Origin of the sequence: Streptomyces sp. NPDC056738 (genome assembly GCF_042790435.1) — a bacterium.
Lineage (GTDB): Bacteria > Actinomycetota > Actinomycetes > Streptomycetales > Streptomycetaceae > Streptomyces.
This window is the reverse complement of the sequence record NZ_JBHTZF010000004.1, coordinates 239,576-264,920: the sequence shown is the minus strand read 5'-3', so window position 1 is coordinate 264,920 and position 25,345 is coordinate 239,576. Positions and strand designations below refer to the sequence as shown.

Sequence of the window (25,345 nt, the reverse complement as noted above, 5' to 3'; positions counted from 1 at the left end):
AGCCGGGGCCTACCGGCCTCGGGTCGCCCCGTGCTCCCAGGGGGCCGGAGCCGGCATCGGCAGGGAGGCGGAGGCCGTGTCCGCGTCCTCGGGTGCGGGCCTGAGTGTCCGCACCGCACGGCGGCGCGCGATCACGGTCCACAGCACCAGGGTGAGCGAGAGCAGGGTTCCGGCGCCGATGCCGCCCGCGGCGATCAGTTTCATGACCCCGTCGCCGTGGGTGTCGCCGCCGCTGTTCCCGGTGCCGGCCGGACCGTCCGCCGTCTCGTCGCCGGCCGCGTCGTCGGAACCGGCCGCCGGGACGGCGAACACGTCCCGGGGCGTCGGTGTCCCGTCGTAGGCGGGCCCGTTGCCTGCCGCCAGCGCCACGCGCACCCGCAGTGTCAGCCCGAACGGCCCCTCGCCGAAGCGGTCGGCGACCTGCGCGGCGAGATGGACCACGAGGTAGTAGGAGCCGGCGAACCGCATGCCGCTCACGCGGTCGTTGAGCGCGTAGCGGTTCTCGTAGGCGACGGGAGGCATGGGGGCGAGCGCGGCGGACCGCTGGCTGCCGTCGTACCCGGAGCCGACGTCCTCGACGAAGCCTCGTACCGGGTTGTAGAGGGACATGACCAGGGCCGTGCCGACAGAGCCCTCCCCGCCGCTCGCGCTGCCCAGGTCGGCGGTGGCGGAGATCTGCTGTCCCCAGTCGACGGGAACCTTGTAGAAGCGGGTCTCTCCCGGGCTGATGCCGTCCTTCCAGACTCCCTGTCGCAGCGTGGCGGCGGCGCTGAATCCCGCGCCGCCGACGCGGTGCCGCGCGTCCCCGACCACTGCCTCGGGCGACGCGGAGTTCCAGCCCTCCGGAGCGCTCGTGGAGCCGGAGGCGTTCTTCAGACCGGGCTCCGACACATAACCGAGCTCCAGGTCCCAGGGACGCGACGCGGACGACTCCGTGCCCGAGGGACCCGCCGTACCGCTCGTCGCGCCCGCCGCTCCGGTGCGTTGGACGACCGCGTAGTACGTTCCCGCCGCCTGGCACGCGTACTGCTCGCCGCTCGTCTCGCGGGACGCCCAGGCGGCGATGGGGTGCGGGCTCTGGGTGGCGCCGAAGTGGACGGTGCCGCTGAAGGAGCAGTTGCGGCCGTTGGCGTCCTGGAGGGAGACCTTGAGGCCGTCCGAGTAGGAGACGGTCGCGCCGGGCCGGGGGACGGCGGTCACGGAGACGTACGCGTCGGAGACGGCGTCGAGTTCGAGGCGGTAGTACAGCCTGCCGTCCCTCCCCGCGACCCCGACCGAGCTCCTGTACGTCCGGCCGGGCCGCAGGAGTTCGGAGTCGGTCGTGTCGGACGTGCCCTTGACGGTGATGGCGTCCCGGGCGAAGGCGTACGGCCCGGAGGGACCGTCGGCGGCCGTGCTCGCGCCCTCCACGGCCGAGCTCGCGCCCTCCGCCGCCGTGTTCGTGCCTTCAGCGGTGGTCCGCGCGTCGACGGCCTGCGCTTCGGCGGTCCGCGCGTGGGCGGTTGTCCCAGGGGCGCTCGTCCCGGGGGCGGCGGCTGCCGGGCCCGCGGGTGCGAGGGTCACGCACAACGCGGCCGACGCTGCCGTGACGGCAATGATCCGGCCGTGCCACGACCTCGCGCACCGGCCCCCGGCCCGCCGGCCCTTCGTGCGCCGCCCCATCACGCGCCACCCCTCGTCGAAGCCCCCCTGGCGCGCCCCATCCTGCCCCGTCGGCCGCCGTGGCACCCGGGCTATCCGCGGGAGCGGCCGAAAGGAAGCGGCCGAACCCCCACCGGTCTCACCCCCGCAACCGATTCGCTCCGGTTCGCTTGCCTTCGTGAACCGGCCCCGGTGCCGGGAAACACAAAACCCCGACCGCGAGGCGGCCGGGGTCTGCTCCGAGACTGTTGTCGATCCTCACGAACCCGTGGGCACGGAGTCGGTCGCCTCCGTCCACAGATCCTGCTCGGCGCGATCCGCCTGGATCTGGCGGTACACGAGGAGCCCGCCGATGGCGGCCAGTGCGACCAGGAGAAGCTTCTTCACCGCGCGACCTCGTCTTTCGTTGACGTAGGGGACTTCTGGCGCCCGACTATACACACCGACCGATATCGATCGGTGACCTGGATCGGCCCTCAACTGCGGCCCCGCGCCCGGCGGTAGAGAGGGAGACGACCGCTCCGATCTCACGGTGATCACACGTCACAGACTGTGACTTTTACGGTCGCCTGCGGACTTTTCCGAGCACTTGCGGCCATCCGGGTGGTGTTCATCTGAACATCAACGCGCCACGGGCGCAGGTCCACCACTTCGCGGCCCGCATACACATCATGAGGAAAGTACGCAAATCGCCCGACCCGAAAGTGAGGGGCCGTGACCCAGAACAAGGTCATGAAGCTGTGGAGCGCGATCGTCACCGCCTTCCTGGCGCTGTGCACGACGCTCGGACTCGTCACCACCACCGCGGCCGCCGCGGTACCGCAGGCCGCGCCGACCCGCAACACCGAGACCTCGGTGGCGGCTCCGGCGATCGCCCCGGCCCCGGCCTCCTGGGCCTGGTCCTTCAGTCGGGCCCTGCCCCCCACGATGAAGCAACGCATCCGCGCCGAGGCGCACGGTTCCTCGCCGAGCTGCCGCCACCGCGCACCCGCTGACGAGGCCACGGCGGACGCCGCCGCTCTCGGCAGTCTGGAAGGCCTCGCGGAACCCGACGCCTGTTCAGGGCCGGAGGCCCTCGCGGCGCCCGGCACGGAGCCGCTGGGGGCCCTCACGCCGGTGACACAGCTCCAACGCTGAGCAAGGCACCGAGCGGGCGACTCCACGAAGCTCCCGAAGACCGTGAAGCTCCGGCTCCGTACAGCTCCGTACAGCTTCGTAAGGCCCCATGAAGCCCCGTGAAGCCCCGGGATGCTCCGGAAAGATCTCGGAAGCCCCGTGAAGCTCCGTGAAGCTCCAGCTCCGTAACGCTCTCTGAAGCTCCGTAACGCCCCGGCAGGTCCGGGACCCGACGGTGCTCAGCCTCTCTCCTCCTGCTGTTCCACCCGGCTGCCCACGCGGCCCGTCGCGCACTGCGCGGCGTGTGGCCCGTGACCCAGCCCGTGCCCCCTCACAGACACCCTGAAGTAGCGGCGAACTTGCGTACAAAGCACCCAGGGCAAAGGCCCGGCGACTCGAAAGAGCCGCCGGGCCTTCGACATGCGCGGCTCCGGCGGCACCGCACGGGACCGGTCGAGCTTCCCGCGCTCGAAGGGATCGCCGTCGCCACGGTGCCGGTAGGGGCGTCGGTGCCGGTCCCGGTGCCGATGTCAGCTCCGGTGCCGGTCCCGATACCGGCTCCAGCACCGCGGCTGTGGCTGTGGCTGTGGCTCCAGATCAGCATGACCATGGACGTCTACACGCACGTGGTGGGCTCCGACGAACGGGATGCCGTGGTGCTTCTGGCTGAGCTGCTGGAAGACCCACTCATCGGTTAGCGCTGGGCACCCATCGCCGCCGCGAACCCCACCATCATCACGATCGACGCGAGCACCACGAGGAGGCATCCACCCATGAAGATCCAGCCGCAGGATGCCCGATCGAGCTTCCCGCGTTCATACGGATCGTCGTAGCGGGGATCGACTTCATCGGGATCCGTCATCGCGCCTCTTGGTTGATGTCAGCCGTAGATGTCAAAGGCCCCCGGTCCGAGTGGACCGGGGGCCTTTGCACTGGTGGGGCTAACAGGATTTGAACCTGTGGCCTCATCCTTATCAGGGATGCGCTCTAACCAACTGAGCTATAGCCCCGCCGCGCTTTGCGGTGTGTGTCCCGCGCGCTGACCTCTGAAGATTAGCGCACGACGCGGCCAGTCCCAAAATCGATAGTCGGAGGGCGTTTGAACGCGCCCTCACTCGTCCTCTGCGAGGGTCAGCTCCACGCCGCCGACGAAGCCGGCGGAGAGGTTGTAGATGAACGCCCCCAGGGTCGCCAGAGCGGTCGCGAGGACCACGTCGATGACCGCGATGACCGACGTGAACATCAGGACGTGCGGGAGCGAGAGGAACGACTGGAGGTCGAAGCCGTTGGACTCGTTCGACCCGGTCGCCTCGGAGATCGTGCCGCCGACGGTCGAGAAGACGCCCATCGCGTCCATGACCATCCACAGCACCGCCGCCGCCACGATCGTGCAGATGCCGAGCGCGATGGACAGCAGGAAGCTGACCTTCATCACCGACCACGGGTCGGCCTTGGCCACCCGCAGCCGTGCCTTGCGCACCCGCGGCGTCGTGCGCGCGCCGGTGCGGGGCCGGCGGACCGCGCCCGCCGGCTGCTGCTGCGCCGGGTACGCCTGCGGCGGGTGATACGGCTGCGCGGGCTGCTGCGCGTGGCGCTCGCCCGGCAGCGGTGAAGCCGCCGCCGGCGGTGTCACCGGCGGCGTGCCCGGGGCCACCGGGGCCCCGGCCGGGGCCGCCTGCCCGCCCGCGTGCTGCTGGGCCTGCTGGCCTCGGGTGTCCGTCACAGTTCCCCCCTGGGATCCATGAGAGTCATGGGAGTCAGTCCCGTCCATGGCGGTGCCACGGCCGCCGTCCGTTTCCGTACCGGTCGATCCGGCGCCCGTGGCTCCACTCACGACGACTCACTCCTCGCGCTACTCGGCCGAGGACGGCTCGCCCTCTTCCGTACCGACGGCCTCGACGCCTTCGGCGGTCTCGTCCACGGCTTCGTCACCGTCGACCTCCTCCGCCTCCCGGCCGGCCTCGGCGTTACGAGCGATGCCGACCACGGCATCGCGCTTGCCCAGGTTGATCAGTTGGACGCCCATGGTGTCACGGCCCGTCTCCCTGACCTCGTTGACTCGCGTACGAATCACACCACCGGACAGTGTGATGGCGAGGATCTCGTCGGTCTCCTCGACCACCAGCGCGCCGACGAGGGACCCGCGGTCCTCGACGATCTTGGCGGCCTTGATTCCGAGGCCGCCGCGACCCTGGACGCGGTACTCGTCGACGGCGGTCCGCTTCGCGTACCCACCGTCTGTGGCAGTGAACACGAACGTACCGGGTCGAACAACATTCATCGAGAGAAGCTCGTCGCTCTCGCGGAAGCTCATCCCCTTGACGCCCGAGGTCGCACGGCCCATCGGTCGCAAGGCGTCATCCGTCGCCGTGAACCTGATCGACTGCGCCTTCTTGCTGATCAGAAGCAGATCATCCTCTGCGGAGACCAGCTCGGCTCCGATCAGTTCGTCGTCGGATCCGTCCTCCGTCTCGCGCAGGTTGATCGCGATGACACCCCCGGCACGGGGCGAATCGTAATCCTTGAGCGGCGTCTTCTTGACCAGTCCGCCCTTGGTGGCGAGCACCAGATACGGCGCGGCCTCGTAGTCGCGGATCGCGAGGATCTCGGCGATCGCCTCGTCCGGCTGGAAGGCCAGCAGGTTGGCGACGTGCTGTCCACGCGCGTCACGGCCGGCGTCCGGGAGCTCGTAGGCCTTGGCGCGGTAGACCCGGCCCTTGTTCGTGAAGAACAGCAGCCAGTGGTGCGTCGTCGACACGAAGAAGTGGTCGACGATGTCGTCCTGCTTCAGCTTCGTGCCGCGGACACCCTTGCCGCCCCGCTTCTGCGAGCGGTAATCCTCCGTCTTGGTGCGCTTGATGTAGCCACCGCGCGTGATGGTGACGACGATGTCCTCTTCGGCGATCAGGTCCTCGATGGACATGTCGCCGTCGAAGGGCACCAGCTTGGAGCGGCGGTCGTCGCCGAACTTCTCGACGATCGCGGCGAGCTCCTCGCTGATGATGCCGCGCTGGCGCACCGGCGAGGCGAGGATCTCGTTGTACTCGCGGATCTTGGCCTGGAGCTCGTCGTGCTCCTGGATGATCTTCTGACGCTCCAGGGCGGCCAGCCGGCGGAGCTGCATCTCGAGGATCGCGTTCGCCTGGATCTCGTCGATCTCCAGGAGGCCCATCAGGCCCTCTCGAGCGATCTCCACGGTGTCGCTGCGCCGGATGAGCGCGATGACCTCGTCGATGGCGTCCAGGGCCTTCAGGAGGCCGCGCAGGATGTGCGCGCGCTCCTCGGCCTTGCGCAGCCGGAACTTCGTCCGGCGGACGATGACCTCGATCTGGTGCGTCACCCAGTGGCGGATGAACGCGTCCAGGGAGAGGGTGCGCGGCACGCCGTCGACGAGCGCCAGCATGTTCGCGCCGAAGTTCGTCTGCAGGTCGGTGTGCTTGTAGAGGTTGTTCAGGACGACCTTGGCGACGGCGTCCCGCTTGAGGACGATCACGAGCCGCTGGCCGGTGCGCGAGCTGGTCTCGTCCCGGACGTCCGCGATGCCGCCGACCTTGCCGTCCTTGACGAGGTCGGCGATCTTCTGGGCGAGGTTGTCGGGGTTGACCTGGTACGGGAGTTCCGTGACCACCAGGCACTGGCGGTTCTGGATCTCCTCGACCTCGACGACCGCGCGCATCGTGATGGAGCCACGGCCCGTGCGGTACGCCTCCTCGATGCCCTTGCGGCCGACCACCAGGGCGCCGCTCGGGAAGTCGGGGCCCTTGATGCGCTCGATCAGCGCGTCCAGGAGCTCCTCGTGGGAGGCCTCGGGGTTCTCCAGGTACCACTGGGCACCGGCCGCGACCTCGCGCAGGTTGTGCGGCGGGATGTTGGTCGCCATGCCCACGGCGATACCGGCGGAGCCGTTGATCAGCAGGTTCGGGAAGCGGGCCGGCAGGACGGTCGGCTCCTGGGAGCGGCCGTCGTAGTTGTCCGTGAAGTCGACGGTCTCCTCGTCGATGTCGCGGACCATCTCCATGGACAGCGGCATCATCTTGCACTCGGTGTACCGCATCGCGGCCGCCGGGTCGTTGCCGGGAGATCCGAAGTTGCCGTTGGAGTCCACCAGCGGCATGCGCATCGACCACGGCTGCGCGAGGCGGACCAGCGCGTCGTAGATCGAGGAGTCGCCGTGCGGGTGGTAGTTGCCCATGACGTCGCCGACGACGCGGGCGCACTTGTAGAAGCCCTTCTCGGGCCGGTAGCCGCCGTCGTACATCGCGTACAGGACGCGGCGGTGGACGGGCTTGAGACCGTCCCGTACGTCGGGCAGGGCGCGCGACACGATGACGGACATCGCGTAGTCGAGGTACGAGCGCTGCATCTCCGTCTCGAGCCCGACGGGCTCGATGCGCAGGGCGATATCGCTCTCTTCGGGAATGCTGGGAATGTTCTCGTCGGCCATTGCTGGTGAAGATCCTTTCTGACGCGGTCAGCTGAGACCGACTCAGATGTCGAGGAAGCGGACGTCCTTGGCGTTGCGCTGGATGAACGCGCGGCGGGCCTCGACGTCCTCGCCCATGAGGACGGAGAAGAGGTCGTCGGCCTGGGCGGCGTCGTCGAGCGTGACCTGACCGAGGACGCGGTGCTCCTGGTCCATGGTCGTGATGCGCAGCTCCTCGGCGTTCATCTCACCGAGACCCTTGAACCGCTGGATCGAGTCCTCGCGGACGCGCTTGCCCGCCTGGCGGCCGAGTTCGATGAGGGCGTCGCGCTCGCGGTCCGAGTACGCGTACTCGAAGTCGTCCCGGCCCCACTTGATCTTGTAGAGCGGCGGACGGGAGAGGAACACGTGCCCGGCCTCGACCAGGGGCCGCATGAAGCGGAACAGGAAGGTCAGCAGCAGGGTGTTGATGTGCTGGCCGTCGACGTCGGCGTCCGCCATCAGAATGATCTTGTGATAGCGGAGCTTCTCGATGTCGAAGTCCTCGTGGACTCCGGTGCCGAAGGCGGAGATCAGCGCCTGGATCTCCTGGTTCTGCAGGATCTTGTCGATCCGCGCCTTCTCGACGTTGAGGATCTTTCCCCGGATCGGGAGGATCGCCTGGTACTGCGGGTTGCGGCCGGACTTGGCCGAGCCGCCGGCGGAGTCACCCTCGACGATGAAGATCTCGCACTTGGTGGGATCGTTCGACTGGCAGTCGGAGAGCTTGCCCGGCAGGGACGCCGACTCCAGGAGGCCCTTGCGGCGGGTGAGGTCACGCGCCTTGCGGGCCGCCACGCGCGCGGTGGCCGCCTGGATGGACTTGCGGATGATGTCCGCGGCCTCGTTCGGGTTGCGGTCCAGCCAGTCGTTGAGGTGTTCGTAGACCGCCTTCTGCACGAAGGTCTTGGCCTCCGTGTTGCCCAGCTTGGTCTTCGTCTGGCCCTCGAACTGAGGCTCGCTCAGCTTGACCGAGATGATCGCGGTCAGACCCTCGCGGATGTCGTCGCCCGTGAGGTTGTCGTCCTTCTCGCGGAGCAGCTTCTTGTCGCGCGCGTACTTGTTGATGAGCGAGGTCAGCGCCGCACGGAAGCCCTCCTCGTGCGTACCGCCCTCGTGGGTGTGGATGATGTTGGCGAAGGAGTACACGCCCTCGCTGTAGCCGCTGTTCCACTGCATCGCGACCTCGAGGGACAGGCTCTTGTCCTTGTCCTCCGCCTCCAGGTCGATGACGGTGGGGTGCACCGCCTCTCCCTTGCGGGAGTTGAGGTACTTCACGAAGTCGACGATGCCGCCTTCGTAGTGGTACGTGACGGTCTTGACCTCGGCCTTCTCGTCGGCGCCCGCCTCGTCGGCGCCGGAGGTGGCCTTCGCCGACTCGCGCTCGTCGGTGAGCTTGATCGTCAGGCCCTTGTTGAGGAACGCCATCTCCTGGAAGCGCCGCGAGAGCGTCTCGAAGGAGTACTCCGTGGTCTCGAAGATGTCCGCGTCGGCCCAGAAGGTGACCGACGTGCCGGTGTCGGCGATCGCCTCGTGCTGGGCCAGCGGGGCGGTCGGGACGCCCATCTTGTAGTCCTGCGTCCAGCGGTGGCCGTCCGTCCTGACCTCGACGGAGACCTTGCTCGACAGGGCGTTGACGACGGAGACACCGACGCCGTGCAGACCGCCGGAGACCGCGTATCCGCCGCCGCCGAACTTGCCGCCCGCGTGCAGCACGGTCAGCACGACCTCGAGGGCCGGCTTGCCCTCGGAGGCGACGATGCCCACCGGGATGCCGCGGCCGTTGTCGACGACGCGCACGCCGCCGTCCGGGAGGATCGTGACCTCGATCGTGTCCGCGTGGCCTGCCAGCGCCTCGTCGACCGAGTTGTCCACCACCTCGTACACCAGGTGGTGAAGTCCACGCTCACCGGTCGAGCCGATGTACATGCCAGGTCGCTTGCGGACCGCGTCCAGACCCTCGAGGACGGTGATGGCACTGGCGTCGTACGAGGATGTGACCTCGCCGTTCGCGCCGGCGTCGGTGGACGGGATGTTCTCGTTGGGGTTGCCGGAATCGGCCACGAAGCGCCCTTTCTGGCACAGCACAAGCCGAACTCCCGGCGGGTGGCCGGAGCGGCTGCGGCGTGTTGCGGTGGTAAGCCTTAGTCAGCGTTGCTCGGTGCGTCCCACTAGTGGGGCGGGATTAGCTTCCAGTCTACCGGTAGCGCTGACAGTGATGGGGGTTTGCCGGTACCTGAGTCCGCATGTGCCGCCCTGAACCGGTCTCGCCCGACTCCCCATATGCGGACCCGGGCCCAAAGAGGCTTACAGCGGCACTCAGCCCTTCCGAGTGTCAACCCCCGACTACTGACGGGTCAGGTCGCCGTCGACGGTCGCGCGCGGGCACCGGAGAAGGCCCGCCGGAGCCCGCCGAGCGGCGTCCCACCAGGTGGGGAACACCGCCTCCGGGCGGGCATGGACAGGCCTCTGACCAGCGATTATGGGTGGTTTTCCGGGACACAGGGGAGAGGGTGCCGGGGAGGCTCGTGCCCTTCGGGCGAGGGCCGGCGAGCAGCCGCGCGAACATGGGGCCGACCACGGGCCGGTTCGGCGAAACGTTCGGGCGCGCGGTGGTCGGCCGCCTCCCGTGCCGCGCGGCGGCGGCACATACCGCGGAGCGGGGCGCGGCACGGCTCGGCCCGGCATCGGACGACGGCCGGAAATCGTCCATCGTCGACGGCCCGGGGCGGCCACGATCTCCCGGACGGGCAGGCGGACGGGCAGACGGGCAGACGGACGGACAGACAGACAGACAGACAGACAGACAGGCGGTCACCCGGATCGGCCGATCACCCGGCCTCGGCGGTCACCCGGCTCGGTCGATTGCCCGGCCTCGGCGGTCACCCGGCTCGGTCGATTGCCCGGCCTCGGCGGTCACCCGGCTCGGTCGATTGCCCGGCCCCGGCGGTCACCCGGCTCGGTCGATTGCCCGGCCCCGGCGGTCACCAGCCTCCGCGCACTGCGCGGCCTGGGTGGTCGCCCGCCTCGGCGGACCGCGCGGTCCGACCGCTCACCCGGCGCCGCCGGTCACCCGTAGGTGTCGCCTGGCCCCTTGCTGCCCGGGGCGCGCAGCGGCCCGTAGCGGCGGGTGGGGCCCGTGGGCCCCTGGACCTTGATCAGGCGCACGGTGCCGTGCCCGAGGTCCTGGTTGAGCCGCGCGACGAGCTGCGGCGCCAGGAGGCGGAGCTGGGTGGCCCACGCGGTCGAGTCGCACTGCACGGTGAGCACCCGCTCGGACGGGTCGTCGTCGTAGCGCAGGGGAACGCAGTGCTTGGCCAGGTCGTCGCCGACGATCTCGGGCCAGCGGCCCATCACGCCGCCCACCGCGGCCGGGGTCTCCCAGCCGCGCTCGGTGAGCAGCCGGTTGATCGCGGAGCCGAGCGCCATGGGGTCGCGCCCGTCGGCTCCCGAACCGGAGCGCAGACCGCCGCCGCGACGCGCCTGCTTCTTCTGCTGGGCCGCGTCCCCACGCGCGCGTGCCTGTTCCTTCGCGGCCCGCAGCGCCACGCGCGCGAGGTCGACGCCGGACGGCTCCGGGGTCTTCTTGCGGGGCGCGGCGCCCTCGGCACCGGCTCCCGGTGTGTTCTCCGTCATAGGCGCTCCACCGTGCCTTCGGACACGGCGTACCGCGCCCCGGTCAGGACATCCGGTACGTCGTCGTCCACGGCGGCGGTCACGAGGACCTGCTCACCGGGGGCGACGAGCTCCGCGAGGCGCTCGCGTCGGCGGCTGTCCAGCTCCGCGAACACGTCGTCGAGGACCAGCACCGGCTCGTTGCCCTCGGCCCTGAGCAGGTCGTACGAGGCGAGGCGCAGCGAGAGCGCGTAGGACCAGGACTCGCCGTGCGAGGCGTACCCCTTGGCGGGCAGCTGGCCGAGCTTGAGGACGAGATCGTCCCGGTGGGGACCCACGAGCGTCACCCCGCGTTCGATCTCCGCCTTGCGGGCCTCCTCCATGGCGGTCATGAGCTGTCCGTGGAGCTCCTCGCGGGCGTGGCCGACGACGCCGGGCGAGGACGCCCTGTACTCCAGGGCGAGGGGCCCGCCGCCGGGCGCGAGCTGCTCGTACGCCTTGTCGGCGAGCGGCTGGAGCGCGGCGACCAGGTCGAGCCGCTGGGCCATCAGCTCGGCGCCCACGCGCGCGAGGTGCTGGTCCCACACGTCGAGCGTGGACAGGTCCATGGTGCGGCCGCCGTGCCGGCGGGCCAGCGCGGCGGACTTCAGGAGGGTGTTGCGCTGTTTGAGGACCCGGTCGTAGTCGGACCGGACACCGGCCATGCGCGGGGAGCGGGCGGTGATCAGTTCGTCGAGGAACCGGCGGCGCTCCCCGGGATCGCCCTTGATGAGGGCGAGGTCCTCGGGCGCGAACAGGACGGTTCGTACGATGCCGAGGACGTCACGGGGCCTGACCTGGGAGGACCTGTTGATGCGGGCACGGTTGGCCTTGCCCGGGTTCAGCTCCAGCTCGATGAGCTGCTGGCGCTCTCCCTGGCGGACGTTGGCCCGGATGATCGCCCGGTCGGCGCCCATGCGTACCAGCGGCGCGTCCGAGGAGACGCGGTGGCTGCCGAGGGTCGCGAGATAGCCGACGGCCTCGACCAGGTTCGTCTTGCCCTGTCCGTTGGGCCCCACGAACGCGGTGACGCCCGGGTCGAGCGGGACCTCGACCCGGGCGTACGAGCGGTAGTCGGCCAGCGACAGATGCGTGACGTGCATGGTCGTTCGCCGACCTCCCCCAGCGTGGTGTTTCGGGTGTTGCGGGTTCTCCCCGGGGTCCGTGCGGACCCCGGTCCTCAGGTTCTTCCCCCGGCTGTGGACAACCGGGTCACCCCGGGTGTGGAGAACCCGGGGCCTCGATCAGGCCTTCTCGACGGCGTGGCCGCCGAACTGGTTGCGCAGTGCCGCGATCATCTTCATCTGCGGCGAGTCGTCCTGCCGCGAGGCGAAGCGGGCGAAGAGCGACGCGGTGATCGCGGGCAGCGGCACCGCGTGGTCGATGGCGGCCTCCACCGTCCACCGGCCCTCGCCGGAGTCCTGCGCGAAGCCCTTGAGCTTCTCCAGGTGCTCGTCCTCGTCCAGGGCGTTGACGGCGAGGTCGAGCAGCCAGGAGCGGATGACCGTGCCTTCCTGCCAGGAACGGAAGACCTCGCGCACGTCCGTGACGGAGTCGACCTTCTCGAGCAGTTCCCAGCCCTCGGCGTAAGCCTGCATCATCGCGTACTCGATGCCGTTGTGGACCATCTTCGCGAAGTGGCCCGCGCCGACCTTGCCGGCGTGCACGGCTCCGAAGTCGCCCTCGGGCTTGAGGGCGTCGAAGATCGGCTGCACCGCGGCGACGTGCTCGGCGTGGCCGCCGTACATCAGCGCGTAGCCGTTCTCCAGGCCCCAGACACCGCCGGAGACACCGCAGTCGACGAATCCGATGCCCTTGATGCCCAGCTCGACGGCGTGCTTCTCGTCGTCCGTCCAGCGCGAGTTGCCGCCGTCCACGACGACGTCACCAGGCTCCAGCAGGGCGGCCAGCTCGTCGACGGTGGACTGGGTCGCGGCGCCCGCGGGGACCATGACCCACACCACGCGCGGGCCCTTGAGCTTGCCCACAAGTTCTTCCAGGCTGTGGACATCGGCGAGGTCCGGGTTGCGGTCGTATCCGATGACGGTGTGACCTGCGCGGCGGATCCGCTCGCGCATGTTGCCGCCCATCTTGCCGAGGCCGACGAGACCGAGCTCCATCAGTTGTTCCTTAGGGGTTGCGACGTGGCGTGAGGGCACTCTCGTACCTGGGTCCGAGCCTAGACCGGGGGGTACCACCCACGCCTTTCGGGCACCGGTGGAAACTCACGCACATCTGTGGGCATACCCGCTCAGACGTATGCCCGCCCGCGGTGTGCCCGCCGGCCCCGAGGACCGGCGGGCCGCGAGGTCAGCCGGACAGGCGCACCGGCATGATCAGGTACTTGTAGGCCTCGTCCGCCTCGGCGTCCACGGCGGGCTTGCCGCTGAGCAGCGCCGGCTTCGTGGACGTCGTGAAGGAGAGCTGGGCCACCGGGGAGTCGATGGCGCTCAGGCCGTCGAGCAGGAACGTCGGGTTGAAGGCGATCGAGACGTCGTCGCCCTCGAGCTGGGCGTCGACCCTTTCCACAGCCTGTGCGTCGTCGCTGGAACCGGCCTCCAGGATCAGCACGCCCTGCTCGAAGCTCAGCCGCACGGGGGTGTTGCGCTCGGCGACCAGGGCCACACGCTTGACGGCCTCCACGAAGGGGGCGGTCTCGATGACGGCGACCGAGTTGAACTCCGTCGGGAACAGCGAGCGGTACTTCGGGAGGTCGCCTTCGAGCAGACGGGTGGTCGTACGACGCCCGGCGCCCTCGAAGCCGATGAGTCCCTCGCCCGCGCCGGAACCGGACAGCGCCAGGATCACGCTGTCGCCGCCCGTGAGGGCCTTGGCGGTGTCCAGGAGCGTCTTGGCGGGCACCAGGGCGACCGCGGACGCCTCGGGGTTCTCCGGCTTCCACAGGAACTCACGGACCGCGAAGCGGTACCGGTCGGTGGACGCCAGGGTGACCTTGTCGCCCTCGATCTCGATGCGCACACCGGTGAGCACGGGGAGCGTGTCGTCGCGCCCGGCGGCGATGGCCACCTGGGCGGCGGCGGAGGCGAAGACCTCACCGGGGACGGTGCCGGTCGCGGACGGCATCTGGGGCAGTGCCGGGTACTCCTCCACAGGCAGGGTGTGGAGGGTGAACCGCGAGGAGCCGCAGACCACGGTCGCCCGTACACCGTCTGTGGAAATCTCCACCGGCCGGTTGGGGAGCGCGCGGCAGATGTCCGCGAGGAGGCGGCCGGACACGAGGACCGTGCCCTCCTCGTCGATCTCCGCGTCCACGGAGACCCGGGCCGAGACCTCGTAGTCGAAGCTGGAGAGGCTCAGCGCGCCCTCTTCGGCCTTCAGAAGGAGGCCGGCGAGGACAGGAGCCGGCGGACGGGCCGGGAGGCTGCGTGCCGCCCAGGCCACTGCCTCCGCGAGTACGTCGCGTTCCACCCGGATCTTCACCGTTGCCGCCTCCGTCTGTTGCCGGCGCTCTCGCCCTGCTGGCCTTCGTCGTCTGACTCGGTGTCGTCCCGACTGGTTCGGGGAAGGACACCGGGGACCAGTCTGACGCACCGCGCTGACAGTCGTTGCCCCTCGGGGTCAAGTCGTGCCGAGCGGCAGTCGAGCCGCCGAGGGCAAGTTGTGCACAGCCCCCACTTCGAAACGATTCCCAGGCTCTCTCTAGTTGGTCTTAGTAGTAGGGCCTGTGGATACCGTGGATAACCCCGTTTTCGCAGCTCAGAGGCGATTTTTTGTCCACCGACCCTGTGGGTGGAGGCGGTGGACAACTCGGGGTCTCTGTGGAGAACAAAAAGTTCTGCACACTCGGTCCACAGCCGGGGGCGACTTCTCCCCAGCATCGTCCCCAGCTTTACCCCCGTTCCCCACAGGCCAATCCGGCACCTCGGTGTGACGCCTTTCACTCGACGCGGTGAGATGGCGCGGCGGGTTGCCGAACAGTGGACAGGCATGTGGAGAAGCTGGGGATCGCTGGGGACAACCGGCCCCAGCCTGTGGGTCGCCGGTGGACAACTTGGTGCACAGCCTGTGGATCTTCTCTTCGTCCACAGCCTGTGGAGAGTCTTCATCCACGAATCCACAGGCGGCTGACCTGGTCTGATGACCTTTCAACAGTGCTACCTGTGGAAACGATCTGGACAACTTCCCAGTCCCCAGGATGTGGAAGGAAAAAAGTCACCACATCTGTGGAGAGTGGCCGTAACCCGGCTCGGATTCGAACAGCAGATGTCGGATCGGTAGCGCCGATGACGGGCCCGGAACCCCGGAAAGCGGCTCCAGAGCCCCCTGAACCCGGCCCCGGAGCTCTCGTGAGACGGCTGCGGAGCCCTCGGGAGGCGGCTCCGGAGCCCGCGGAGAGAACCCTGGGCACCCTCGGCGAGCGTGTGAACCGGTGCGGAACAGGGGCGTGAGCCGAGGGCGGGACGGCGGAACCGAGCGGGAAACAGGAGCCGGAAGCGACCGAGGGAACGGCGAAGGGGGCCAAGGACGATGTCCCTGGCCCCCTTCGGGCGGTCTTGCTCCGTCGGCCTGCGCCGGCCCGCGTCAGCCGTTCTTGATGCGGTTCGTGAGCTCGGTGACCTGGTTGTAGATGGAGCGGCGCTCGGCCATCAGCGCGCGGATCTTGCGGTCCGCGTGCATCACGGTCGTGTGGTCGCGGCCGCCGAACTGCGCTCCGATCTTCGGCAGCGACAGATCCGTGAGCTCACGGCACAGGTACATGGCGATCTGCCGCGCCGTCACCAGCACCCGGCTGCGCGAGGACCCGCACAGATCGTCCACCGTGAGCCCGAAGTAGTCGGCGGTGGACGCCATGATCGCGGTCGCCGTGATCTCGGGGGCCGAGTCCTCGCCGCCGGGGATCAGGTCCTTGAGGACGATCTCCGTCAGACCGAGGTCCACCGGCTGCCGGTTGAGCGACGCGAACGCCGTCACCCGGATCAGCGCGCCCTCCAGCTCGCGGATGTTGCGCGAGATCCGGGACGCGATGAACTCCAGCACCTCCGGCGGGGCGTTGAGCTGCTCCTGGACCGCCTTCTTGCGGAGGATGGCGATACGGGTCTCCAGCTCGGGCGGCTGGACGTCGGTGATCAGACCCCACTCGAAGCGGTTGCGCAGCCGGTCCTCCAGGGTGACGAGCTGCTTGGGCGGCCGGTCGCTGGAGAGCACGATCTGCTTGTTCGCGTTGTGCAGGGTGTTGAAGGTGTGGAAGAACTCCTCCTGCGTCGACTCCTTGTCCGCGAGGAACTGGATGTCGTCGACGAGCAGGATGTCCATCTCCCGGTACCGCTTGCGGAAGCTGTCGCCCTTGCCGTCGCGGATGGAGTTGATGAACTCGTTGGTGAACTCCTCCGAGCTCACGTACCGCACCCGGGTGCCGGGGTAGAGGCTGCGCGCGTAATGCCCGATCGCGTGCAGCAGGTGCGTCTTGCCGAGCCCCGACTCCCCGTAGATGAAGAGGGGGTTGTACGCCTTCGCCGGCGCCTCGGCGACGGCCACGGCGGCCGCGTGCGCGAAGCGGTTCGAGGCGCCGATCACGAACGTGTCGAAGAGGTACTTCGGGTTCAGCCGCGCGGTGGGCTCGCCCGGGGCCGACGCGGGCTGCCCGGACTTCGAGCCGGGGGCACCGCCCGTGGACGGCAGCGAGGGGACGCCCCTGCGGCCCTGACCGCCGTCGGCGGGGTCCTGCAGATCGCGGCGGTCGGAGCGCTGGTCGTAGTCGGGGCGCTGCTGCTCGTAGGACGGGCGCTCCACCGACTGCGGCCGGTAGTCCTGCTGCGGCGAGGCGTAGGGGTCGCGCTCGGGGAAGCCGAGGCGCTGCTGCTGCCAGCCGTAGTCGTCCTGGGAGTGACGCGGCCACGCGCCCGGCTCCGGACGCTGGTAGTCCGGGTACGCGGGACGGGCGGTCGGGAGCTGGTCGCCGGGGGCACCGGGCAGCGGCTCGGCGCGCCCGCCGCGGTGGTCGTCGGCGCGGTGGCGGCCGTAGCCCTCGTAGCCGTCGCGACGGGAGTTGTACGGAGCACGCTCCTCGCGGCCCTGCGGTTCGTACCCGCCGCGGTCGTCACGGCCCTGGCCGGCGTCGTAGCCGCCCCGCTCGTCCCGTCCCTGGCCCTCGTAGGCCCCGCGGTCGTCCCGGGACTGTGCGCCGCCGTCGTAGCCGCCGCGGTCCTCGCGGCCCTGGTTCTCGTACGGGTCGCGGCCCTGGGCCGGTCCGGCGGGGAGCTCGGGCTCCTCGTAGCGGGGCGGTGCGGGCACGGAGGGCTCGCCCGCGGAGTCGTCGACGGTGATGGCGATCCGGATGGGGCGCCCGCACTCGCGGCTCAGCGACTCGCTGACGATCGGGGCGAGCCGGCCTTCCAGTACGTTCTTGGCGAACTCGTTGGGGACGGCGAGCAGGGCGGTGTCCGCGACGAGGGCCAGCGGCTGGCACCGCTTGATCCAGTGCTCGTCCTTCCCCTCGACACCCTGCCCGCGGCCCTCACCCAGCAGTTGTTCCAGTACGCGTGGCCACACTGCGGCAAGATCGGCAGGTACGTCAGCCACGGGGCACGCTCTCTCACGGGTCCCACGAACGTGTGGTTCTGGGAACAGGTTGGGAAGTCAGTCGCTTGGGGCGGGGGGAACAAAACCGCTGGGGCGGCGAGAAGGGAACGAATCGGAGTTCAGCCACGGTAGTCAGGGCGACGGGTGCGGTTCAAGTTGTTGTCCCCAGCCTGTGGATAGTGTCCCCCGCCGGAGGTTGGTTTGACCGGATGGCGTAGCCGCGCGTACCGTAACCAGGTCGAGTTGTCGATGGCTGCTGCCGCCTGCCTCCGATGGGCACAGATCGCGAAGAGCGATCGGGAAGCGGTGCACTCGGGCGTAATGCGAGTTTCCTCGTGGGCGCACGGTGACAGCCAGGACGGCACCCCGCCACCACCGATTCTTTCTGGAGCCCCCGAGTGAGCAAGCGCACCTTCCAGCCGAACAACCGTCGTCGCGCCAAGACCCACGGCTTCCGCCTGCGGATGCGCACCCGTGCCGGCCGCGCGATTCTCGCGAACCGCCGTGGCAAGGGTCGCGCCAGCCTGTCCGCCTGATTACTCACAGGTCATGATCTCGTGCTGCCTACCGAGCATCGGCTGAGGCGGCGCGAGGACTTCGCGACCGCGGTACGCCGAGGACGCCGGGCCGGACGCCCGCTTCTCGTCGTCCATCTACGTAGCGGTGCAACGGACCCGCACGCGCCTGGGGAGAGCGCTCCCTCGACGCGTGCGGGTTTCGTCGTGAGCAAAGCCGTGGGAGGAGCGGTCGTCCGCAACAAGGTGAAGCGCAGACTTCGCCATCTGATGCGCGACCGAGTCGCCCTGTTGCCCCCCGGTAGCCTGGTAGTCGTACGAGCGCTGCCCGGTGCGGGTGACGCCGACCATGAAGAGCTGGCCCGAGACCTGGATGCCGCCCTGCAGCGGCTGCTGGGAGGGGGCGCGCGATGAAGTACCCACTGCTTGCGCTCATCAAGCTGTACCAGTGGACGATCAGCCCGTTGCTCGGGCCGGTCTGCAAGTACTACCCGTCGTGCTCCCGATACGGCTACACAGCCATCGACCGGCACGGTGCGATCAAGGGAACGGCACTAACCGCCTGGCGCATCCTCCGGTGCAATCCGTGGTCGCTCGGCGGTGTGGACCATGTACCGCCACGCAAGCGTCCGCGGTGGCACGAATTGCTGCGTAACGCCTGGCGTGCACGCAGGGGCGGGACCTCCGCCGCCGAACCGGCCATCGGGGAGCCCACTGCCCCGAGCCCGGCCGCCGAGACCCCGTCCCATGCTCAAGGAGCTTGATTAGTGGACACGATTGCCAGTCTTTTCAGCTTCATCACGACACCCGTTTCCTGGGTCATCGTCCAGTTCCACACGGTGTACGGCCACATTTTCGGCCCTGACACCGGGTGGGCCTGGGGCTTGTCCATCGTGTCCCTGGTGATTCTGATCCGCATCTGCCTGATCCCGCTCTTCGTGAAGCAGATCAAGGCGACCCGGGCCATGCAGACGCTGCAGCCCGAGATGAAGAAGATCCAGGAGCGCTACAAGAACGACAAGCAGCGCCAGTCCGAAGAGATGATGAAGCTGTACAAGGACGCGGGCACCAACCCGCTCTCCTCGTGCCTTCCCATCCTGGCGCAGTCGCCGTTCTTCTTCGCCCTGTACCACGTGCTCAACGGCATCGCGTCGGGCGAGACCGTGGGTGTCATCAACCAGAGCCTCCTGGAGAGCGCGCAGAAGGCGCACATCTTCGGCGCCCCGCTGGCCGCGAAGTTCCTGGACAGCGCGGCGACCGTCGAGAAGCTCGGCGCCTCGCTGACCGACGTCCGTGTCGTCACCGCGATCATGATCGTGCTGATGTCGGGGTCGCAGTTCTACACGCAGCGCCAGCTGATGACCAAGAACGTCGACACGACGGTGAAGACGCCGTTCATGCAGCAGCAGAAGATGCTGATGTACGTCTTCCCGATCATGTTCGCCTTCTTCGGTATTCGCTTCCCCGTCGGTGTCCTCATCTACTGGCTGACCACCAACGTGTGGACCATGGGCCAGCAGATGTACGTCATCCGCAACAACCCGACCCCGGGCTCGAAGGCTCAGGCCGCGTACCTGGAGCGCCTGCAGAAGCACGTCACGACGCACGGCAAGACGCGTGGCCGGGGTGAGAAGGCCATCGTGAAGGCCATCGTCGCCAAGGGCCGCGACCGCAACGAGTTCGAGCGCAAGTTCATCACCGGCCTCACCAAGGCGGGCCTCGTGGCCCAGCCCGACGGCGCCGTGCTGGTCGGCGAGAACACGACGGTCATCGAGTCCGAGGACGGCACCACGACCACCGCGGCCGCCGTTCCCAAGCGTCAGCAGCCCAAGCGCCAGACCAAGGCGCAGCGTCAGTCGGGTGCGGCGTCCAGCAGCGCGCCGGCCGACGACGCGGAGCCGAAGACGTCGCTGAGCAAGTCCGAAGAGCCGCAGGACGCCAAGCCCTCCGCCGCTGCCAAGCCGGCCTCCGGGGGCGGCAACAAGCCCGGTACCGGCGCCCGCAGCAAGGCCCAGTCCGGACAGCGCAAGGGCCCGCAGCGGCCCAAGTCCCCGTCCAAGAAGTAAGAAGGAGTCCATCCCGTGACGGAAGGCACCACCTCCGCCGCCGCTGAGGGCGACACCCTGACCCGCCTGGAGCAGGAGGGCGAGATCGCGGCGGACTACCTCGAGGGTCTGCTCGACATCGCCGATCTCGACGGCGACATCGACATGGACGTCGAGGCCGACCGCGCCGCTGTCTCGATCATCAGCGACTCGGGCGGCCGCGACCTGCAGAAGCTGGTCGGCCGGGACGGCGAGGTGCTGGAGGCGCTCCAGGAGCTCACGCGTCTGGCCGTGCACCGGGAGACCGGGGACCGCAGCCGGCTGATGCTGGACATCGCGGGTTTCCGGGCCAAGAAGCGCGAGGAGCTCTCCGAGCTGGGTGCCAAGGCCGCCGCCGAGGTCAAGAGCTCCGGTGAGCCGGTGCGGATGGACCCGATGACGCCGTTCGAGCGCAAGGTCGTGCACGACGCGGTCAAGGCCGCGGGCCTGCGCAGCGAGTCCGAGGGCGAGGAGCCGCAGCGCTTCGTCGTCGTGCTTCCTGCCTGATCGGTACGTACGTTCCTTCGGCCCCGTCTGTTGCGCAGACGGGGCCGAATTTTGTCAGCCTGATAGTCCTGGTGAACAGCGCTCAGTGCGCTCAAGCGGTACGGAAGGACGGTCCCCCGTGACGGAGGCAGCGGAGCTTCCCCCCGCGCCCGAGCAGGCGCGCGAGGTATTCGGTGATCGCTTCGCGGACGCGGTCCGGTACGCGGAACTGCTGGCCGAGGCGGGTGTGCAGCGTGGGCTGATCGGCCCCCGGGAAGTGCCCCGGCTCTGGGAGCGGCATCTGCTGAACTGCGCGGTGCTCTCCGAGGTCGTGCCCGAGGGCGTGACCGTGTGCGATGTCGGCTCCGGTGCGGGGCTGCCCGGCATTCCCCTGGCGCTCGTCAGGGAGGACATCAAGATCACTCTGCTCGAACCCCTGCTGCGCCGGACGAACTTCCTCACCGAGGTCGTGGAACTGCTCGGTCTCGACCACGTGACCGTCGTCCGTGGCCGGGCCGAGGAGGTCATGGGCAAGCTCCAGCCGGTTCACGTGGTGACCGCCAGGGCGGTCGCTCCGCTGGACCGGCTGGCGACGTGGGGCATCCCGCTGCTGCGCCCGTACGGCGAGATGCTGGCCCTGAAGGGCGACACCGCCGAGGAGGAGCTGAAGGCCTCCGCCACGGCGCTCAGCAAGCTCGGTGCCGTGGAGACGTCCATCCTGCAGGTCGGTGAGGGCATCGTGGATCCGATGTCCACCGTGGTGCGGGTGGAGGTGGGCGAGAGCCCCGGCGGTGTGCGCTTCGCGGCGAAGCGGGCCAAGGCCGCCAGGACGGGCCGGACGCGTCGTCGACGCTGATCCCGGTCGACACGAGCACCGCGACTCCCGGTTCCCCTGTGAGGGGGCCGGGAGTTCTGCGTTCGGCTCCGGGAAAGGGGCCGGAGCTCTCCGCGTGAAGTCGGGGTACGGCGGGGAGTTTCTCTGTTCGGAGCCAGGAGTTGTTTCTCACTCCTGGCGGAATGATCCCGATGATGCGACCTATTGCGCAAAAGCTGCCAAACCTGCGCATATCGGAGTGTCGTGCCGTGATGATCCAGACGGCTCGGCATCGTGTTTCACGTGAAACGTCGCTCACTGTTGCACGGCATCATCAGTCGCGGCCGAGCTGCGGCCGAACCCCGCGATCGGAAGCCTCTCGGGTCGCTCGGAAGGGGCCCGGAGTTGTCCACAGAGGTGGATTTCTCCACAGAACAACGGGCCTCGCTGGTTCGCGACCCCAATGGCATGGGAGGCTCTGTTCATTGCGAGCCTGAAGTCGAGGAGAGTGAATCCTTGCGGTCCGACGCCAACATCGCGGGACCGATGACCGATCCGGTCCCCGGTCCCCGTACCGAGTCGATGGGGGACGATGTTTCACGTGAAACACCGCCCCCGATGGACGACACTCCCATCGGTCGTGCTGCCCAACTGGCTGTGGAGGCGCTAGGTCGCGCCGGCGAGGGCCTGCCACGGCCTGAGCAGACCCGAGTCATCGTGGTCGCCAACCAGAAGGGTGGGGTGGGTAAGACCACGACCACGGTCAACCTTGCCGCCTCGCTGGCACTGCACGGCGGCCGGGTCCTGGTGATCGACCTCGACCCTCAGGGCAATGCCTCCACGGCGCTGGGTATCGATCACCATGCCGAGGTCCCGTCGATCTATGACGTGCTGATCGACAGCAAGCCGCTCTCCGAGGTCGTCCAGCCGGTCCCTGATGTCGAGGGTCTCTTCTGCGCGCCCGCCACCATCGATCTCGCCGGTGCGGAGATCGAGCTGGTGTCGTTGGTGGCCCGTGAGAGCCGGCTGGAACGAGCGATCCTGGCGTACGAGCAGCCGCTGGACTACATCCTCATCGACTGCCCGCCGTCGCTCGGTCTGCTGACGGTCAACGCGCTCGTGGCCGGCGCGGAGGTGCTCATCCCCATCCAGTGCGAGTACTACGCACTCGAAGGCCTGGGGCAGCTCCTGCGCAACGTCGACCTGGTGCGCGGTCACCTCAACCCCGACCTCCACGTCTCGACGATTCTGCTCACCATGTACGACGGTCGGACCCGCCTCGCGTCCCAGGTCGCCGAGGAGGTGCGCAGCCACTTCGGCAAGGAGGTGCTGCGAACGAGCATTCCGCGCTCGGTCCGAATTTCGGAGGCCCCGAGTTACGGTCAGACGGTTCTGACCTACGATCCGGGTTCGAGCGGTGCTCTCTCCTACCTCGAAGCGGCGCGCGAGATCGCCCTGCGAGGAGTCGGAGTGGCGTACGACGAGCAACATGCCCACCTGGGCGGACAGAACGATCAGAACATGGTGGAGGGGATCCAGTGAGCGACCGACGACGGGGTCTGGGGCGGGGCCTGGGCGCGCTGATCCCTGCGGCTCCCACAGGTGACCGGCCGGGTGTTTCGGCGAGTGGGACACCCTCCTCGCCGTCTGCCGGACCGGTACTCACCGCGGAGCGCGGGGTCGCGGTGGCGAAGGTGACCACGCTGCCGTCTGTTTCACATGAAACGGAGGACGGGGCCAACGCGTCGCTGGAGACGCTTCAGGCTCCCGTCGGTGCCCACTTCGCCGAGCTGCCCCTCGACGCCATCACGCCGAATCCGCGCCAGCCGCGTGAGATCTTCGACGAGGACGCTCTCTCCGAGCTGGTCACCTCCATCAAGGAGGTCGGACTCCTCCAGCCCGTCGTCGTACGCCAGGTGGCTACCGGGCGCTACGAGCTCATCATGGGCGAGCGCCGTTTCCGGGCCTGCCGTGAGGCGGGGCTCGAGGCCATTCCCGCGATCGTGCGCGCAACGGAGGACGAGAAGCTTCTCCTGGACGCGCTCCTCGAGAACCTCCACCGGGCTCAGCTGAACCCGCTGGAAGAGGCGGCGGCCTACGACCAGCTCCTCAAGGACTTCAACTGCACGCATGACCAGTTGGCGGACCGGATCGGACGGTCGCGTCCCCAGGTCTCCAACACCCTGCGGCTGCTGAAGCTCTCCCCGTCGGTCCAGCGTCGTGTGGCGGCCGGGGTTCTCTCCGCCGGACACGCGCGGGCACTGCTCGCGGTCGACGACTCGGAGGAGCAGGACCGGCTCGCTCACCGCATCGTCGCGGAGGGGCTCTCGGTGCGGGCCGTGGAGGAGATCGTGACCCTCATGGGGTCCCGTCCGCAGACGGCTCAGCGCTCCAAGGGCCCGCGGGCCGGCAGCCGGGTCTCCCCGGCGCTGAGTGATCTGGCGACGCGTCTCTCCGACCGCTTCGAGACTCGGGTGAAGGTCGACCTGGGGCAGAAGAAGGGCAAGATCACTGTCGAGTTCGCTTCGATGGAAGACCTTGAACGCATCCTCGGCTCCCTCGCCCCGGGAGAAGGACCGGTCCTTCAGAAGAGCCTTCTGGACGACGACTCGGACGACACGGAAGCCTGAGTCGGCTTCCTGGTGGTCCGATGTCCGATCGGGTTCACCTGGAGAGCGGGCCGTGTCCGGCGTGTGCCGGAATACGGCCCGCTCTTTGCTTTCCGGCGGTATCGAGGCAATCGCTTCGTGGATACGATGCGATGGGTATGGCGCATCCACCTGGCAGCACCTTCATCGGGGAGGCGGGGGTCATGCAGACCGTGAGCCGTACCGGACTGGTGACCGCAGGTCTGGGTCTGGGAGCGGTCGGCGGGTTCGTCGGCAGCCTGCTCAGAGAGCGGAGCCATCTGACAGCCGCCCGTGACGCCGCGGGCGAAGGAAGCGAGGAACAGCCTTCATGGGGCGTCGGCTCGTACCGCTCACGCTGGACAACCTTGCGGACCTTCCCCAGCACTGTCGCACGTGCGTCTTCTGGGAACTGGATCCTGTCCGCGGTGAAGCCGCGCTGAAGGCGGGCACGAGCGCCATGGAGAAGGAGGCGTGGATCTCCTCGGTGCTGCTGGACTGGGGGTCGTGCGGCCGGGTCGCCTACGTGGACGAGGTGCCGGTGGGCTACGTGCTCTACGCGCCGCCCGCCTATGTCCCCCGTTCCACGGCGTTCCCCACAAGCCCCGTGGCGCCGGACGCGGTTCAGCTCATGACCTCGTTCATCACGCCGGGCTACCAGGGACAGGGACTGGGCCGGGTCCTGGTCCAGACGGTGGCCAAGGATCTGCTCCGTCGTGGATTCAAGGCGATCGAGGCTTTCGGGGACGCCCGGTGGAAGGAACCCGCTTGCGTTCTCCCCGCCGACCATCTCGTCGCGGTCGGCTTCAAGACCGTCCGCCCTCACCCCAGATACCCCCGCCTGCGGCTGGAACTGCGGACCACGCTTTCCTGGAAGGAAGACGTGGAGTTGGCGCTGGACCGTCTCCTCGGAGCGGTGCAGAAGGAGCCTGCGCTCCGTCCTCTGTGACGACGGCCCCCTTGGGCAAAGCGAATGGGCCAGCCCGACCGGGCTGGCCCATTCGTGTTTCACGTGAAACAGGCGCCGCATGCGCGGCGGTCACCGACTACTCGGCGATGAAGTCCTCGAGGTCCCGCACGATCGCGGCCTTCGGCTTCGCACCGACGATGGTCTTGGCGACCTCGCCACCCTGGTAGACGTTCAGGGTCGGGATCGACATGACGCCGTACTTGGCGGCCGTCGCCGGGTTCTCGTCGATGTTGAGCTTGACGATCTCGATCTTGTCGCCGTGCTCGGCGGCGATGGCCTCGAGCGACGGAGCGATCTGGCGGCACGGACCGCACCAGGCGGCCCAGAAGTCCACCAGGACGGGCTTGTCGCTCTTGAGGACGTCCTGCTCGAAGGAGTCGTCGGTCACGTTCTTGAGGGTGCCGGCCACGGCGGGCTCCTTAACTTGTTGGTGCGG

General features: G+C 68.8%; 23 protein-coding genes and 1 tRNA gene. 11 read left to right on the top strand and 13 right to left on the bottom strand.

What is annotated here, in order from left to right:
* Positions 1-9: 9 nt before the first annotated feature.
* Complete coding sequence (locus ACFRIC_RS12275; RefSeq protein ID WP_382783344.1) at positions 10-1,662, bottom strand: hypothetical protein; 1,653 nt, start codon at positions 1,660-1,662, stop codon at positions 10-12.
* Positions 1,663-1,899: 237 nt separating this feature from the next.
* Positions 1,900-2,028 carry a DLW-39 family protein gene (locus ACFRIC_RS12270; RefSeq protein ID WP_003999697.1) on the bottom strand — a complete coding sequence of 43 codons (129 nt, stop codon included), beginning with the start codon at positions 2,026-2,028 and terminating at the stop codon, positions 1,900-1,902.
* 327 nt (positions 2,029-2,355) lie between these two features.
* Between ACFRIC_RS12270 and ACFRIC_RS12265 the strand changes: the two genes are divergently transcribed.
* Positions 2,356-2,778, top strand: a complete 423-nt coding sequence (locus ACFRIC_RS12265) for a DUF6344 domain-containing protein (protein ID WP_382783340.1) — start codon at positions 2,356-2,358, stop codon at positions 2,776-2,778.
* A 338-nt stretch (positions 2,779-3,116) separates the two neighbouring features.
* Positions 3,117-3,455, top strand: a complete 339-nt coding sequence (locus ACFRIC_RS12260; RefSeq protein ID WP_382783337.1) for a hypothetical protein — start codon at positions 3,117-3,119, stop codon at positions 3,453-3,455.
* Here ACFRIC_RS12260 and ACFRIC_RS12255 read toward each other — a convergent pair.
* From ACFRIC_RS12255 to dnaA, 10 genes are all read right to left on the bottom strand, one after another.
* The gene (locus ACFRIC_RS12255) at positions 3,452-3,619 is read right to left on the bottom strand and encodes a hypothetical protein (protein WP_382783335.1); all 168 of its coding nucleotides are present in this window, start codon (positions 3,617-3,619) and stop codon (positions 3,452-3,454) included. The two genes, ACFRIC_RS12260 and ACFRIC_RS12255, sit on opposite strands and share 4 nt — an antisense overlap.
* A 71-nt stretch (positions 3,620-3,690) precedes the next feature.
* Positions 3,691-3,767, bottom strand: a tRNA-Ile gene (locus tag ACFRIC_RS12250).
* Between the two features lie 101 nt (positions 3,768-3,868).
* The gene (locus tag ACFRIC_RS12245) at positions 3,869-4,591 is read right to left on the bottom strand and encodes a DUF3566 domain-containing protein (protein ID WP_382783333.1); all 723 of its coding nucleotides are present in this window, start codon (positions 4,589-4,591) and stop codon (positions 3,869-3,871) included.
* An 18-nt stretch (positions 4,592-4,609) separates the two neighbouring features.
* Positions 4,610-7,201 (bottom strand): DNA gyrase subunit A, encoded by a 2,592-nt coding sequence (gyrA, locus tag ACFRIC_RS12240; protein WP_382783330.1) that lies wholly within the window; start codon positions 7,199-7,201, stop codon positions 4,610-4,612.
* Positions 7,202-7,243: 42 nt separating this feature from the next.
* Positions 7,244-9,307 carry a DNA topoisomerase (ATP-hydrolyzing) subunit B gene (gene gyrB / locus ACFRIC_RS12235; protein WP_382783328.1) on the bottom strand — a complete coding sequence of 688 codons (2,064 nt, stop codon included), beginning with the start codon at positions 9,305-9,307 and terminating at the stop codon, positions 7,244-7,246.
* A gap of 981 nt (positions 9,308-10,288) precedes the next feature.
* The gene (locus ACFRIC_RS12230; RefSeq protein ID WP_382783326.1) at positions 10,289-10,855 is read right to left on the bottom strand and encodes a DUF721 domain-containing protein; all 567 of its coding nucleotides are present in this window, start codon (positions 10,853-10,855) and stop codon (positions 10,289-10,291) included.
* Positions 10,852-11,976 carry a DNA replication/repair protein RecF gene (gene recF / locus ACFRIC_RS12225; protein WP_382783322.1) on the bottom strand — a complete coding sequence of 375 codons (1,125 nt, stop codon included), beginning with the start codon at positions 11,974-11,976 and terminating at the stop codon, positions 10,852-10,854. Before recF ends, ACFRIC_RS12230 begins: the two co-directional genes overlap by 4 nt.
* A 141-nt stretch (positions 11,977-12,117) precedes the next feature.
* On the bottom strand, positions 12,118-12,993 hold the full coding sequence (gnd, locus tag ACFRIC_RS12220; protein ID WP_382783318.1) for a phosphogluconate dehydrogenase (NAD(+)-dependent, decarboxylating): 876 nt from the start codon (positions 12,991-12,993) through the stop codon (positions 12,118-12,120).
* Positions 12,994-13,183: 190 nt separating this feature from the next.
* Positions 13,184-14,314 (bottom strand): DNA polymerase III subunit beta, encoded by a 1,131-nt coding sequence (dnaN, locus tag ACFRIC_RS12215; protein WP_037614956.1) that lies wholly within the window; start codon positions 14,312-14,314, stop codon positions 13,184-13,186.
* A gap of 1,101 nt (positions 14,315-15,415) precedes the next feature.
* Positions 15,416-17,413 carry a chromosomal replication initiator protein DnaA gene (gene dnaA, locus ACFRIC_RS12210; protein WP_382783314.1) on the bottom strand — a complete coding sequence of 666 codons (1,998 nt, stop codon included), beginning with the start codon at positions 17,411-17,413 and terminating at the stop codon, positions 15,416-15,418.
* A gap of 398 nt (positions 17,414-17,811) precedes the next feature.
* On the opposite strand from dnaA, the gene rpmH reads away from it, so the two are divergent.
* The 9 genes from rpmH to ACFRIC_RS12165 all read left to right on the top strand — a co-directional run bounded on the left by rpmH (position 17,812) and on the right by ACFRIC_RS12165 (position 24,888).
* Positions 17,812-17,949, top strand: a complete 138-nt coding sequence (gene rpmH / locus ACFRIC_RS12205; RefSeq protein WP_006381191.1) for a 50S ribosomal protein L34 — start codon at positions 17,812-17,814, stop codon at positions 17,947-17,949.
* 21 nt (positions 17,950-17,970) lie between these two features.
* Positions 17,971-18,342, top strand: coding sequence for a ribonuclease P protein component (rnpA, locus tag ACFRIC_RS12200; RefSeq protein WP_382783311.1), 372 nt, complete (start codon positions 17,971-17,973; stop codon positions 18,340-18,342).
* Positions 18,339-18,692, top strand: coding sequence for a membrane protein insertion efficiency factor YidD (gene yidD, locus ACFRIC_RS12195; RefSeq protein WP_355768753.1), 354 nt, complete (start codon positions 18,339-18,341; stop codon positions 18,690-18,692). The genes rnpA and yidD overlap by 4 nt, the downstream gene beginning before the upstream one ends.
* 3 nt (positions 18,693-18,695) lie before the next feature.
* Entirely contained in the window at positions 18,696-19,994 is a 1,299-nt protein-coding gene (gene yidC, locus ACFRIC_RS12190) for a membrane protein insertase YidC (RefSeq protein ID WP_382783306.1), read from the top strand.
* A gap of 15 nt (positions 19,995-20,009) precedes the next feature.
* Positions 20,010-20,519: a protein jag gene (locus ACFRIC_RS12185; protein ID WP_382783303.1), complete on the top strand. Its 510-nt coding sequence runs from the start codon at positions 20,010-20,012 to the stop codon at positions 20,517-20,519.
* Between the two features lie 118 nt (positions 20,520-20,637).
* On the top strand, positions 20,638-21,354 hold the full coding sequence (rsmG, locus tag ACFRIC_RS12180; RefSeq protein WP_382783300.1) for a 16S rRNA (guanine(527)-N(7))-methyltransferase RsmG: 717 nt from the start codon (positions 20,638-20,640) through the stop codon (positions 21,352-21,354).
* 426 nt (positions 21,355-21,780) lie between these two features.
* Positions 21,781-22,854 (top strand): ParA family protein, encoded by a 1,074-nt coding sequence (locus tag ACFRIC_RS12175; protein WP_382784242.1) that lies wholly within the window; start codon positions 21,781-21,783, stop codon positions 22,852-22,854.
* Positions 22,851-23,942, top strand: coding sequence for a ParB/RepB/Spo0J family partition protein (locus ACFRIC_RS12170; RefSeq protein WP_382783297.1), 1,092 nt, complete (start codon positions 22,851-22,853; stop codon positions 23,940-23,942). The genes ACFRIC_RS12175 and ACFRIC_RS12170 overlap by 4 nt, the downstream gene beginning before the upstream one ends.
* Before the next feature lie 328 nt (positions 23,943-24,270).
* Positions 24,271-24,888, top strand: coding sequence for a GNAT family N-acetyltransferase (locus tag ACFRIC_RS12165; RefSeq protein WP_382783294.1), 618 nt, complete (start codon positions 24,271-24,273; stop codon positions 24,886-24,888).
* Between the two features lie 97 nt (positions 24,889-24,985).
* On the opposite strand, the gene trxA is transcribed toward ACFRIC_RS12165, so the two are convergent.
* Positions 24,986-25,318, bottom strand: coding sequence for a thioredoxin (gene trxA, locus ACFRIC_RS12160; RefSeq protein WP_326786756.1), 333 nt, complete (start codon positions 25,316-25,318; stop codon positions 24,986-24,988).
* Positions 25,319-25,345 lie beyond the last annotated feature (27 nt).